The following is a 13,184-nucleotide window of genomic DNA, read 5'->3' as shown; positions in this document are numbered from 1 at the left end:
GATAACCTTGTTCACTTATACGCTAAGAAGAATCGGAATGGTCATCCCAGTGTTGATTGGCATGACACTTGTAGTCTTTTCAATCATTCACCTAATCCCCGGAAATCCTGCACAAATCATGCTTGGACAGCGTGCTACAGAGGAGTCCATCGCCGCATTAACCACAAAACTGGGTCTTGATCAACCGTTGTACATTCAATATTTCGAGTATATAAAGGGGCTGTTGTCCGGTGATTTAGGGGAATCAATCCGGACCAAGACAGCTATAAGTGCGGAGATTTGGCCATATCTTGCAGCTACAATTGAGCTAACCATTGTTGCGATGATTATTGCAATTGTAATAGGCGTTAACGCAGGTATCATAAGTGCTTGGTTTCAAAATTCATGGTTTGATTACATTGCTATGATCCTTGCTTTAATTGGTGTGTCTATGCCTATTTTTTGGTTAGGTTTAATGGAGCAATGGGCGTTTGCATTGCAACTAGATTTACTGCCAACTACGGGCAGGGAAAATGTGCGTGACCCAGTTGACTCTGTCACAAGCCTTTATTTAATTGATACATTACTGAATGGGAGAACTGACCAATTTGTAACAGTCTTAAAGCATTTAATTCTCCCAAGTTTTGCGCTAGCAACTATTCCAATGGCAATAATTGCACGGATTACTCGCTCAAGCATGCTTGAAGTCATGCGGTCAGACTTTGTTCGAACAGCACGTGCAAAGGGAGTGAAAATGTTCTGGGTCGTGTACAAGCACTCTTTGAAAAATGCAGTTATCCCTGTTTTAACGGTCATCGGTTTACAAACCGGTTTATTGCTTGGAGGAGCGATCCTAACGGAAACCATTTTTGGGTGGCCAGGAATTGGACGATATATTTATGAAGCCATCAATTACCGCGACTATCCGGTGATTCAGTCAGGGATATTAGTGGTTGCGACCTTCTTTGTTTTTATTAATTTAATCGTTGACCTTTTATATGCGGTTATCGATCCGCGAATTAAATATCGCTAATGATATGTGTTCAAATAGGAGGATGAAAAGGACCGAGAAGTTCGAGGCGGCGCAGCTTTGAGTAGCGGAACGTATGTAGTTAATACGTGAGCAGATGTTCTTGCACGCAGGAAAAGCGATTTTCTTTTCCAAGGAACGGAAAAGCAAGCCAACGAAGAAATTCGATGCGTCATTTTCACCGGACTTTTTGAACTTCAAAAAGGAAGGAGGGAGAAGATGGCAGAGCTAGCACGAACAGATTTACCTTTGAAAAAAAGGGATGAGGCTGTATCGCCATGGAAGGAAGCGTGGCGAAGCTTTTGTAAAAATAAATTAGCCCTTGTTGGGACTTGTATTGTTTTTTTATTTATCATTCTTGCCATTTTTGCACCGCTCATCGCCCCTCAAGGGATTGATGAAAAAAATCTGGCTAATCGACTTCAGGCGCCATCCAGTGATCATTGGCTTGGAACCGATGATTTTGGAAGGGATATTTTATCAAGGATTATCTATGGGGCCAGAATTTCATTGCGGGTTGGCTTTTTTGCGGTATTAGGTTCAGCCATTGTTGGAAGCTTGCTCGGCATTCTTGCCGGATATTACGGTCGCTGGGTGGATAACTTAATTAGTCGCATATTTGATATTTTACTAGCTTTTCCAAGTATCTTACTAGCACTTGCCATTGTTGCGATTCTTGGACCTTCACTTCGCAATGCGTTAATTGCCATTGCGATTATTAATGTACCAAACTTCGGAAGGTTGATTCGATCGAGGGTGTTAAGCGTCAAGGAAGAAGAATATATCACCGCAGCCAGAGCCGTCGGGATGAAAGATCGGAGAATTTTATTTCAACATATCTTGCCAAATAGTATGGCACCGATTATCGTCCAGGCATCCCTGGCAATTGCAACAGCTATTATTGAAGCGGCTGCACTTGGTTTTCTAGGAATGGGAGCACAGCCACCTAATCCCGAATGGGGGAAGATGCTTGCAGATTCAAAGAATTACTTAACCCAGGCCCCGTGGACGATGATTTTCCCGGGAATCGCTATTATGCTGACCGTGCTTGGATTTAATTTAATGGGTGATGGATTGCGGGATGCACTAGATCCCAAAATGAAACAATGAAAAAACAGCTAACTCGTGTTAGCTGTTTTTTACTCTTTATTTGCTTCCTCTACAATCACTTCGTTGTGGAAACTTTGAAAGCTATCTACCAATGTATCCAATCTCTCAAGCTGTTCCGAGTATTCAAAGATGGCTGAAACAAGTGTCATTAAATGGTACCAAGCTTCTTCATGTTCTTCATCGCCTGGCCGGTGTTGTGCGAACAATGTATCAATTACTTTTTTTCGATCAAATGAAAAATCCTCGATTAACTCTTCAGGAGCCTGAACCTTCACCTTACCAACAAATTTTAACAAGATCTGTTCATGAAAATGGATCAGATCATCGATTTCTTTTACAAATAATTGTTGAAACGGAATCGGCAATTCCTGCAGTTCATTTTCATGCCTGTGCAGTTTTTTTAGTGTATCCAATGCTCGATTTGTACAAGTGATCATTTGTCGGAACAAAACAAGCTTTCTGGACTTTTCATATTCTACCTTTTTAAAATAATTCCGTTCTTCTTTATAAAGGAGAAATAGCTGGTCAATCTGAATGATATTTTCTTTAATTTTATCGATGTCATCTTTTAATGTATTGTACTCAGAAGCATGTCTGGTACTCACTCGCACCCATTTGAAAATTTCCTCACATTGCTCGACAATTGCATCATATAGTTTTTTCTCATATTTAGGTGGAAGAAAAACGAGATTAACAACAAATGCCGATAGGATCCCCAGTAAGATGGAGAGGAATCTTAAACTGGCAAACTGAACGAATTGCTCGCTCGGACTCTCCATAATGGCGATGACCGTGACGATCGCAACAGAGATTGTTTTTTCCATTTTAAACCTAAGGTTAATCGCGATAACAAGAACGACGGTAAGTCCGATGATAAATGCATTATTGCCAAAATACAAACCAAACAAAATGGCAAAGACTGCACCAATAACATTTGCTTGAACCTGTTCAATTACCGTTAAATAAGAGCGGTAAATCGAAGGTTGAATCGCAAAAACAGCAGCAATCCCTGCAAATACTGGTGAAGGCAAATCCAAAAGCTTTGCTAACATTAACGCAAGTGTAATGGCAATTCCCGTTTTTAGCATGCGGGCACCAAATTTCATTTTTTCGAATCCTTTCTATAAAAAAGCTATTTTCTTATACTTAGCCTTTTCTGCATAATCTAAACCAATACAGTATCATACAATGATTTTATGCGTATAGCAAGGGAAACATGTCCTAGTTGAAAGGTGGATAAAGAAGCAGATGTTGAAATGGAGAAGCAAATCCTCTGACCGGGACGGAAATATTGAGAGAGACGAAGACGCAAATCTTTTGGTCAAGACGAAATCTCCAAATATAGACGCAAATCCGCCGTCCGAGACGCAAATCTCCCGTGGAAAACGCAAATATCAAAAATAACGCGCAATTCCCCGAAAATAAAGCGCAATTCCCGATATCAACACCCCAAAAATAAAAAGAACCTGCCACCCGGCAGGTTCTCCAAACTCACTTTAAAGATTCTTAAACGCATATTCAACTGCTTTTAAGGTCTCCACAATATCTTCTTCCGTATGAGCAATGGTAAGAAACCATGCTTCATATTTGGAAGGGGCAAGATTAATGCCTTGGCTCAGCATTAATTTGAAGAAGCGACCAAACATTTCTCCGTCTGTATTCTCAGCTTGCTCATAATTTTCAACCTTTACATCCGTAAAGAAAACAGTTAATGCACCTTTTAATCGGTTAATCGTAATTGGCACATTGTAGGTAGCAGCATGCTTAAGAATTCCTTCTTCAAGCATCGCACCTAGTTGGTCTAATTTTTCGTATAATCCTTCTTCTTGAAGGACTTCAAGACACGCGATTCCTGAAAGCATGGATGCTGGGTTTCCGGCCATTGTACCAGCCTGGTATGCAGGGCCTAGTGGGGCAACCTGCTCCATGATTTCCTTTTTACCGCCGTATGCGCCAATTGGTAGTCCACCGCCGATAATTTTTCCAAGGGCAGTTAGGTCAGGTGTGATTCCTAATAGATTTTGAGCGCCACCATACATAAAGCGGAAAGCTGTAATGACTTCATCAAAAATAACGAGTGCACCAGCCTCATGAGAAAGCTCAAGTACTTGCTCTAAAAAGCCTTCATTCGGTTCCACGATTCCGAAGTTCCCAACGATTGGTTCAACAAGAACGCCAGCGATTTCGGAACCCCATTTTGCGAGGGCCTTTTTAAATGGCTCAATGTCATTGAATGGAACGGTGATTACCTCTTGAGCGATGCTCTTTGGAACACCGGCAGAATCAGGTGTTCCAAGTGTTGAAGGTCCTGATCCAGCAGCTACAAGCACAAGGTCGGAATGACCATGATAGCAACCAGCAAATTTTATGATCTTTGTTCGATTTGTATAAGCGCGAGCGACACGAATCGTCGTCATTACCGCTTCTGTTCCAGAGTTGACAAAGCGTACTTTGTCCATTCCAGGGATAGCTTCCTTCAGCATCTTTGCAAACTTCACTTCATGTGGTGTTGGAGTTCCGTATAAAACACCAGTTTCGGCAGCTTTTGTAATCGCCTCTGTAATATGTGGGTGAGCATGACCGGTAATGATGGGACCGTATGCTGCAAGATAATCTATGTATTTATTTCCGTCAACATCCCAAAAATAAGCACCTTTTGCACGTTCCATCGCCACTGGTGCACCACCGCCAACCGCTTTGTATGAACGTGATGGACTATTTACACCTCCAACGATATGCTCCAGTGCTTCACTGTATAGTTCTTCTGATTTTGAATGATTCATCTATTTTAATCCTCCTAGCTTTGACTCAACGTTTCTATTTTAGCACTAATTTGAATAGGAACAAATCCAGTTTATTTGTATATCTATTCGAAATTATGTAACCTATTCTTAATAGGAAAAAACAGGAGGTAAAAACGATGACAATTGAAGTTAGAAAGAAAGCACCTGAGTTTACTGCAACAGCGAGCAACGGAGAAACTGTCTCATTAGCAGATTTTAAAGGGAAAAATGTAGTCCTTTATTTTTATCCAAAAGATATGACACCAGGATGTACAACAGAGGCTTGTGATTTCAGAGACGCACACGAAAGCTTTGGTGGGCTTGATACTGTGATACTTGGTGTTAGTACAGATTCACTTGAACGTCATAAAAAATTCATCGACAAATATGATCTACCATTTTTATTACTAGTAGATGAAGAGCATGAAGTAGCAGAAAAATATGGGGTTTGGAAGCTAAAGAAAAATTTCGGCAAGGAATACATGGGGATTGAGCGTTCTACCTTCATTATTGATAAAGAAGGAAATCTCGTCAAAGAATGGCGTAAAGTTTCCGTTAAAGGCCATGTTGAGGAAGCACTTACTTACATAAAGGAAAATCTATCTTAATTTATGACGTTTTTGTGAAAATGCAGTTCGACACTTCACCGGGGTATAGCTAGAAAGCAAGTGGGGACAGCGGTTCGAAACGTTGCGGGTGGTTAATTTGAAGCCACTCGTTTTCCCTTTTATAGGTTGATTTTACAATATTCTTTACTTATAATGAAGTTATTAGTAATGATAATCGTTTTCAATTATATTGCTAAGAAAATACATGTTATGAGGATTTTCAAATGAGACTATGGATGTTAATAATCGCTGCCATTGTTCTCTCCTTCATTTCGTTATTTATTGGGGCTATTGATATCACACCGATGGATTTACTCAATTGGGAATCAGATGAAACACAAATTTTCCTGATTAGTCGAGTTCCTCGATTAATGGCGATCATTTTAGCGGGAGCAGGGATGAGTATTGCAGGATTAATTATGCAGAGCTTAAGTAGAAATAAATTCGTATCCCCAACAACTGCGGGTACATTAGATGCAGCAAAGCTTGGGATCTTACTATCAATGCTTTTCTTTACAAATGTGTCCTATACACAACAGATTATTTTTAGCTTTATATTTGCTTTAGTGGGTACACTACTATTCATGCAAATTTTAGATAAAATTAAATTTAAGGATGCCATTTTCGTTCCGCTCATCGGGATTATGTACGGAAATATTTTATCATCCATTGCCACATTTTTTGCATATGAAGCAGACCTGATTCAGAACATTTCATCCTGGTTAATGGGAAGCTTCACATTGGTAATCGCAGGTCGCTATGAGCTCTTATATGTCGCTATACCAGCTGTTATTTTGGCATATATTTTCGCGAATAAATTTACCGTTGCAGGTATGGGTGAAGATTTTGCGAAAAACCTTGGGTTAAGCTATAAAGTTGTTTTAAATATTGGTCTTGTCCTCGTCGCTATTATTTCGACAACTGTTGTATTAACAGTTGGAGTCATTCCATTTTTAGGGTTAATTGTACCGAATATCGTTTCACTTTATTTAGGGGACAATTTGCGGAAGACAATTCCTCATACAGCAGCACTAGGAGTTGTATTTCTATTAATCTGCGATATCTTAGGTAGAGTCATTGTCCATCCGTACGAGATTCCAGTCAATGTTACGGTAGCAGTAATCGGCAGTGCGATCTTCTTAATCATGTTGTTTAGGGGGAAAGCATATGCGAAATAGTAAAAAATTGATTCTCTTAGCCGTTCTTGCTATTATTTGTATTTTGTTATATGGATTTTATGATTTAAAAGGTGGATTTGATTATGCCTTCCCTAAACGGATGACTCGAGTTACGGCAATGATTGTAACCGGAATCGCAATTTCGTATTCAACCGTTGTGTTCCAAACGATTACGCAAAACCGGATTCTGACCCCGTCGATGATGGGACTTGACTCAATGTATGAAGTCGTCCAAACCTTAATCTATTTCTTTGCTGGTTCAATGTCGATTTGGGTGTTAAATAAATATTTAAACTTTGGCGCAGCCATTATCGCGATGGTATTATTTGCGCTCATCTTGTACCGATTCCTATTCCGGTCTGATAAGCATCCAATTTATTTACTTCTATTAATTGGGATGATTATTGGAACACTATTAGGAAGTCTCGTTACATTTTTACAGGTAATGATTGACCCGGTTGAATATTTAAGTCTACAAAGTCGTTTATTCGCAACCTTTACAAACGTAAAGGCAGAGCTTTTATATATTGCAATTGGTATTTTACTTATTGCCTTTGTTTACGGTTATCTTATTATGGATAAGTTAGATGTTATGTCACTAGGCCGTGAAAATGCGATGAACCTTGGTGTCAATTATGACCGCATGGTGATGAACATTTTAATTCTATCATCGGTGTTAATTGCAACTTCAACTGCCCTAGTTGGTCCGATTACATTCTTCGGTTTAATTGTGGCGAATCTAGCCTATCAATTTTTAACTACTTATAAACACTCGGTATTAATTTTAGGGGCAAGCTTAATGAGCATCATCGCCCTTGTGGGTGGTCAGTTCCTTGTTGAACATATTTTTGAATTACGTACCACATTAAGTGTCATCATTAACTTTATTGGCGGTATTTACTTCATTTTCTTACTATTAAAAGAAAGTAGGTCAGCACAATGATTGAGATCAAAGGATTATCGAAGTATTTTGGAAAAAAACCTGTTGTCGAAGATGTCTCTGTAACCATTGAGCCGGGCACAATCACATCGTTCATTGGTCCAAACGGTGCAGGTAAATCCACGCTTCTGTCTATGGTAAGTCGATTATTAGATGCTGATACGGGTGAAGTTTTACTTGATAAAAACAATGTGAAAAAGTGGAAGTCATCTGAGTTCGCAAAACGTGTTTCAATTCTAAAACAATCCAACTACTTAAATGTTCGTTTAACGATTCGTGAGCTTGTTGCATTTGGGCGCTATCCTTATTCGAAAGGTCGCCTTTCTGACGAAGATGAAAAATATATTAACCAAGCACTTGAATATATGAATTTAATTGACATTCAAGATACATTTTTAGATGAATTATCAGGTGGACAAAGACAGCGTGCATTTATCGCGATGGTTATTGCGCAGGACACGGACTATGTGTTGCTTGATGAGCCATTGAATAACCTGGACATGAAGCATTCCGTCCAAATTATGAAGATTTTGCGTAAGCTCGTGGATGAGCTTGGCAAAACCGTTGTCATCGTCTTGCATGATATTAATTTTGCATCTGTGTATTCAGATCGAATTGTCGCATTGAAAAACGGCAAGTTGGTTAAAAATGGACCAACCCATGAAATTATAAATTCTGATGCTTTACGTGAGATTTACGATATGGATATTCCAATTCAGGAACAAAACGGCTGTCGCATTTGCGTGTACTTTAATTCACATGCATAGGATCTAGGGAATCAAGTCTCTAGGTCTTTTTATTAGGGCAAGGAAGTGAGTTCTTAGTCTTTGATCTTATGCTGAATAAAAGTTTTGAAGAATTTGCTCATTTTGTATTGACGGAAGGTAAATATGCCTCTATAATGAGAATTGTTATCAATGATAATGATTCTCATTTCTAATTAAAAATACATAATGCATAAAAAGGAGAGGTATATACATGAAAAAATGGAAAGTAGCAAGTGCAGTTTTAGCACTGTCGTTAGCGCTTACGGCATGTGGGAATGACGATGAGGCGACAAAGGAAAAAACAAATGATAATGTAGCCGGTGAACAGGCGACAAATAAAGCACCAGGTCAATATCCAATGACCATTTCTCCAACAACCACATCAGCTGAAAGTGAAGAAGCAGGGACCGTTAACTTTGAAGATGTAACATTTGAGGCTATGCCAGAAAAAATGGTTGTTTTTGATTATGGATTCTTAGATACATTAGATGCGCTTGGTGTTGAAGGTGTGGTTGGAGTTCCACAAGATTCAAGCTTACCAGCTAGCCTTGAAGAGTATGCAAGCGATGATTATGTAAATGTCGGAACGTTAAAAGAACCGTTACTTGAAGATATTGCCGAAATTGGTCCAGATGTCATTTTCATTTCTGGTCGACAAGCACCGTATTATGAGGAACTAAATGAAATTGCTCCTGTCGTGTTCGTGGGAACTTCTCAGGATGACTACTGGAACACATTCTTGGCTTCCGTAGATGTAGCAGCCAAGATGTTTGACAAAGAAGCTGAAGCAAAAGAGCAAATTGCAAAAATCGATTCAGCACTAGAAGAGGTAAAAGCTCTATCTGGCAACTATGAAACTTCATTAGTAACTATGTACAACGAAGGAAAATTATCTGGTTTCGCACAAAACTCTCGCTTTGGTTATATTTATGATATTTACGGCTTTACGCCAGTTACAGATGATATCGCATCATCATCTCACGGATCTAACTTCGGCTTTGAAGCCATCCTTGATTTTGATCCAGAAGTATTGTTTGTTATCGACCGTACTGCAGCAGTAGGTGGTCAGTCAAACATCGATAAAGATATGGAAAATAAAATCATCCAAAAAACACAAGCATATCAAAATAAAAAAATCGTGTATTTAGATGGTGTCCTATGGTACCTAAGCGGTGGCGGCTTACAATCTGAGCTTGCCAAGATTGAAGAAATCTTAGCTGAATTAAAATAAGGATGTAAATGAAGGCTGTCCAGAAAGTCAGTGGAAACTGATTATCTGGGCGGCTTTTTTGTTTTGTTTTGGTTGGGTTGAAGGTGTGGGGTTTTCTAGTGGTTGTGGTGTATAGTGAGTTTTGCCATAGGTTTTTCCAGTAATATCCAAAAATGATGTGAAATAGATCGGTTATGATATGAGTATTTCCAATGATATCCAAAAGTGATGTCATATAGATCGGTTATGGTATGTGTTTTTCTAATTATATCCAAAAGTCATGCCATATAGATCGTTTATGATATGAGTATTTCCAATGATATCCAAAAGTGATGTCATATAGATCGTTTATGATATGAGTATTTCCAATGATATCCAAAAGTCATGCCATATAAATCGTTTATGTTATGAGTTTTTACAATAATCTCCAAAAGTCATAGCATAAAGTGTTTTTATTACATCGCTTTTTCAAATAAATTCCAAAAGTCATGAGATAAAAGGATCTAGCGGTACATACTAGGGTGAAAACCTGAAAAGCACGTCCCGCAAAAAGCGTTTCACGGTACAAGCTAGGGTTAATAACCGAAAAGCAAGTCCCGCAAAAAGCGTTTCAAGATACATGCTAGGGTGATTAACCGAAAAGCATGTCCTGCAAGAGCGATACCAGCGATACATACTAGGTCGAAAATCTGAAGAGCATGTCACGCAGGTCTGGTCTCGCAGCACAAACTAAGTAAAAGTCCGACATCCTAAACGAGCCCACAAAAAAATTCACCAAGATTCTATTAATTTTTGCTATACTGAAAATAAAATGGAAAATGTATGGAAGAAGGGGGTTCTCGGATGATTCGTACCATTTTAATCGTGGATGACCAGCCGGAGATTGTTGAGTTGCTAAGTCTTTATTTGGAAAAGGAGAATTATAGAATCTTAGAAGCCTTTGACGGTCGAGAGGCGCTACAAATCATTCAATCAGAAAACATCGATCTCATGCTTGTTGACCTAATGATGCCACACATTAACGGCTATCAACTTATTAAAAAAGTAAGACAGGACCTGCATATCCCCATCATCATTATTTCTGCAAAGAACGACGATAACGATAAAATTTTAGGGTTGGGACTTGGAGCAGATGATTTCATTCCAAAGCCATTTAATCCACTAGAAGTGATTGCACGGGTTCAGGCTCAGCTAAGAAGAAGCTATAGCTACAAGCAAGAGCCAGCAACCACGAGTGAAAGCCTCCAATTAAAAGTAGGCGATATCATTTTAGATGAAAGCTCATTTTCGGCTATTAAGGGAGATACCACAATAACGCTCACAAAAATCGAATATAGGATTCTTGAACTATTAATGAGTTCACCTGGAAGGGTTTATACGAAACAACAAATCTTTGAACGGGCATGGGATGATTATTACATGGGTGGCGAGGAGGACAACACAATCAATGTCCATATCTCAAAACTAAGAGAAAAGCTTGAGGAAAATCCGAAAAAACCGACCTACATAAAAACGATTAGAGGATTAGGCTATAAATTTGTCGGCCAAAAATAGAGTCCTATAAGGAAGAGATAAATGAAAAAACTATTCTATCGGATTTTTCCTGAAAAAGAAGGGATCATACCATTTTTATATATTGCGAACTTGTTCTTTCCGCTCTTCTTTTTATTTCAAGAATCTCAGGGAAAACTACTAATTGGCTTGTTATTGATGGCAGTATTTGTTGTAGCATACAGACAGGCGTATTGGAGCTCACAGGACATACTTGCGTTCGTTCTTGTCCAACTTTCGATTATTCTAGTATTTGGGTTTATGTATGACCCCTTGTATATTTACATGATATTTATTCCGGTGTACCAGATCGTGCGACTACCGATGCAATGGATGTATGTTGTGTGTGGCCTGTTCACGTTTTTCGGCTTAATCCTTATCTACCAAGTTGTCCTTTCCGGAGAATATTACGCGATTCTAAATTTAGGTCCACCCCTATTTGGTGGAAGCTTCCTCCCTTTTATGATAAAGGGGTCCATCAAGTACAAGGAAATGAGTGAAAACTTAAGACGGACCGCAGAAGAATTAGAGAAGAAAAATCGTGAAATGACAAGATTGGAGGAAAGTAAAAAGCAAATGCTTGCAGATATTTCTCATGATCTAAAAACGCCAATCACGACGATTCAAGGATATTCCAGAGCGTTATATGAAGGTGTAGTATCTGATGAAACCCAAACGGAAAGATACTTAAAATACATTTACGACAAATCCATTCGGGTCACATCCTTAATTGATGAACTCTTTATGTTTTCTAAATTAGATAGCCCAGAAGTTCCCATTCAGAAAGAGCTGAAAGACATTTGCGAATTTTACCGTGGGGTCATTGTCGAGCATTTTGATTTGTTTGAAGAAAAGAAAATGGAGCTGGATATCGACATTCTGGATGAAAAAATGATGGTTCGATTTGATCCAAAACTACTCAACAGAGCCATATCGAATCTCCTTCAAAATACGAATAAATACAATCCTGAGAACACTGAAATTTACCTTCGGTTAGCTCGAACAGAAAATAGGATTTTCATTGAAGTCGGTGACAATGGTGTTGGCATCCGGGATGAAATTGCCCAAACCTTATTTGAGCCGTTTGTAAGAGGCGATAAAAGCAGAATGAATGATGGTGGCTCTGGACTTGGTCTCGCCATCACCAAGAAAATCATCGAACTTCATGGCGGAACCATCCGCGTCGACACCTCACCAAACCGAGGAAAAACAAATTTTATAATCGAACTCCCCATAAAGTAAATAGCTCAATCGCCGTGAACAGACCAACAGATTTGGTCTGTTTTTATTTTGGTAAAATACCCAAATCTTTACAAAACCTTAACACATAACAGGTAGACCGTTAAAAGTAGATTGTTATTATTTAATCGATAGACAGTCGGTCTATAAAGGAGGACTAATCATGAGAAAAGAAGCAGATGAACGTAGAAACGAAATACTTGATGCTGCTGACGAGCTGTTCAGTCAAAAGGGTTTTGATGGAACGAGTACGAACGATATTCTTACAAAGGTCGGAATTGCACGCGGAACACTCTATTATCATTTCAAATCAAAGGAAGATGTGATGGATGCTTTAATTGACCGGTATAGTGATCGACTTATAAGCACTGCACAGAAAATGGCAGCAGACAAGAGTATTCCTATCGTTGAGCGCATGATACGCGTTGTTTTATCAATGAATGTAAGTGGTGGAAGCAGCCAGGAAATGATGGATCACATTCATAAGCCACAGAACGCACTTATGCATCAGAAAATACAAAAAGTCATCATTAATGGAGTAACACCCATCCTGACAGATATCATCCAAGAGGGTATTGAAACCGGATTGTTTAACACGCCTTATCCATATGAATGTATGGAAATGCTTGTTACATATGCAAATATCGTTTTAGATGATGATCTAGTGGAGATGACCAGTGAGGAACGTGCCTCACGGATACAAGCGTTAATATTCAATGGAGAAAGGCTACTTGGTGCAGAACGTGGAAGCCTGATGAGCGTTATACAAATGTTTGGCAGCTAGAAAAG

At 39.0% G+C, this 13,184-nt stretch carries 12 protein-coding genes; 10 read left to right on the top strand and 2 right to left on the bottom strand.

The features are described from left to right. Nucleotides 1-7: 7 nt before the first annotated feature. Nucleotides 8-1,012, top strand: a complete 1,005-nt coding sequence (locus tag ABC371_RS00195) for an ABC transporter permease (protein WP_412895014.1) — start codon at nt 8-10, stop codon at nt 1,010-1,012. Nucleotides 1,013-1,228: 216 nt separating this feature from the next. Further along, a complete protein-coding gene (gene nikC / locus ABC371_RS00190; protein ID WP_412895013.1) occupies nt 1,229-2,119 on the top strand; it encodes a nickel transporter permease in 891 nt (296 codons plus the stop codon). 29 nt (nt 2,120-2,148) lie between these two features. Here the strand turns inward: nikC and ABC371_RS00185 are convergent, their stop codons facing one another. Both ABC371_RS00185 and ABC371_RS00180 read right to left on the bottom strand, forming a co-directional pair. Then, nucleotides 2,149-3,225 (bottom strand): FUSC family protein, encoded by a 1,077-nt coding sequence (locus ABC371_RS00185; protein WP_412895012.1) that lies wholly within the window; start codon nt 3,223-3,225, stop codon nt 2,149-2,151. A 390-nt stretch (nt 3,226-3,615) separates the two neighbouring features. Then, on the bottom strand, nt 3,616-4,902 hold the full coding sequence (locus ABC371_RS00180) for a glutamate-1-semialdehyde 2,1-aminomutase (protein ID WP_412895011.1): 1,287 nt from the start codon (nt 4,900-4,902) through the stop codon (nt 3,616-3,618). A 137-nt stretch (nt 4,903-5,039) separates the two neighbouring features. On the opposite strand from ABC371_RS00180, the gene bcp reads away from it, so the two are divergent. The 8 genes from bcp to ABC371_RS00140 all read left to right on the top strand — a co-directional run bounded on the left by bcp (nt 5,040) and on the right by ABC371_RS00140 (nt 13,179). Further along, entirely contained in the window at nt 5,040-5,510 is a 471-nt protein-coding gene (bcp, locus tag ABC371_RS00175) for a thioredoxin-dependent thiol peroxidase (RefSeq protein WP_412895010.1), read from the top strand. Between the two features lie 224 nt (nt 5,511-5,734). Continuing rightward, a complete protein-coding gene (locus ABC371_RS00170; RefSeq protein WP_412895009.1) occupies nt 5,735-6,688 on the top strand; it encodes an ABC transporter permease in 954 nt (317 codons plus the stop codon). After that, complete coding sequence (locus ABC371_RS00165; RefSeq protein WP_412895008.1) at nt 6,678-7,631, top strand: iron chelate uptake ABC transporter family permease subunit; 954 nt, start codon at nt 6,678-6,680, stop codon at nt 7,629-7,631. Before ABC371_RS00170 ends, ABC371_RS00165 begins: the two co-directional genes overlap by 11 nt. Further along, entirely contained in the window at nt 7,628-8,395 is a 768-nt protein-coding gene (locus ABC371_RS00160) for an iron ABC transporter ATP-binding protein (RefSeq protein ID WP_412895007.1), read from the top strand. Before ABC371_RS00165 ends, ABC371_RS00160 begins: the two co-directional genes overlap by 4 nt. Nucleotides 8,396-8,606: 211 nt before the next feature. Next, nucleotides 8,607-9,626 carry a siderophore ABC transporter substrate-binding protein gene (locus tag ABC371_RS00155; RefSeq protein ID WP_412895006.1) on the top strand — a complete coding sequence of 340 codons (1,020 nt, stop codon included), beginning with the start codon at nt 8,607-8,609 and terminating at the stop codon, nt 9,624-9,626. Between the two features lie 822 nt (nt 9,627-10,448). Beyond that, nucleotides 10,449-11,159, top strand: coding sequence for a response regulator transcription factor (locus tag ABC371_RS00150; RefSeq protein WP_412895005.1), 711 nt, complete (start codon nt 10,449-10,451; stop codon nt 11,157-11,159). Nucleotides 11,160-11,180: 21 nt separating this feature from the next. Further along, a complete protein-coding gene (locus ABC371_RS00145; RefSeq protein ID WP_412895004.1) occupies nt 11,181-12,398 on the top strand; it encodes a sensor histidine kinase in 1,218 nt (405 codons plus the stop codon). Nucleotides 12,399-12,558: 160 nt separating this feature from the next. Beyond that, nucleotides 12,559-13,179 (top strand): TetR/AcrR family transcriptional regulator, encoded by a 621-nt coding sequence (locus ABC371_RS00140; protein WP_412895003.1) that lies wholly within the window; start codon nt 12,559-12,561, stop codon nt 13,177-13,179. Nucleotides 13,180-13,184: the final 5 nt, after the last annotated feature.

This window comes from Bacillus jepli, from assembly GCF_047238305.1.
Lineage (GTDB): Bacteria > Bacillota > Bacilli > Bacillales > Bacillaceae_L > Ferdinandcohnia.
The sequence above is the reverse complement of the archived record's forward strand: the minus strand, read 5'-3'. Positions and strand labels throughout refer to the sequence as shown.

Coding starts and splice junctions, on each gene's coding strand:
- ABC371_RS00145 (WP_412895004.1), top strand. CDS start 11,181: ATGAAAAAACTATTCTATCGGATTTTTCCTGAAAAAGAAGGGATCATA.
- bcp (WP_412895010.1), top strand. CDS start 5,040: ATGACAATTGAAGTTAGAAAGAAAGCACCTGAGTTTACTGCAACAGCG.
- ABC371_RS00180 (WP_412895011.1), bottom strand. CDS start 4,902: ATGAATCATTCAAAATCAGAAGAACTATACAGTGAAGCACTGGAGCAT.
- ABC371_RS00140 (WP_412895003.1), top strand. CDS start 12,559: ATGAGAAAAGAAGCAGATGAACGTAGAAACGAAATACTTGATGCTGCT.
- ABC371_RS00160 (WP_412895007.1), top strand. CDS start 7,628: ATGATTGAGATCAAAGGATTATCGAAGTATTTTGGAAAAAAACCTGTT.
- ABC371_RS00185 (WP_412895012.1), bottom strand. CDS start 3,225: ATGAAATTTGGTGCCCGCATGCTAAAAACGGGAATTGCCATTACACTT.
- ABC371_RS00150 (WP_412895005.1), top strand. CDS start 10,449: ATGATTCGTACCATTTTAATCGTGGATGACCAGCCGGAGATTGTTGAG.
- ABC371_RS00155 (WP_412895006.1), top strand. CDS start 8,607: ATGAAAAAATGGAAAGTAGCAAGTGCAGTTTTAGCACTGTCGTTAGCG.
- ABC371_RS00165 (WP_412895008.1), top strand. CDS start 6,678: ATGCGAAATAGTAAAAAATTGATTCTCTTAGCCGTTCTTGCTATTATT.
- ABC371_RS00170 (WP_412895009.1), top strand. CDS start 5,735: ATGAGACTATGGATGTTAATAATCGCTGCCATTGTTCTCTCCTTCATT.
- nikC (WP_412895013.1), top strand. CDS start 1,229: ATGGCAGAGCTAGCACGAACAGATTTACCTTTGAAAAAAAGGGATGAG.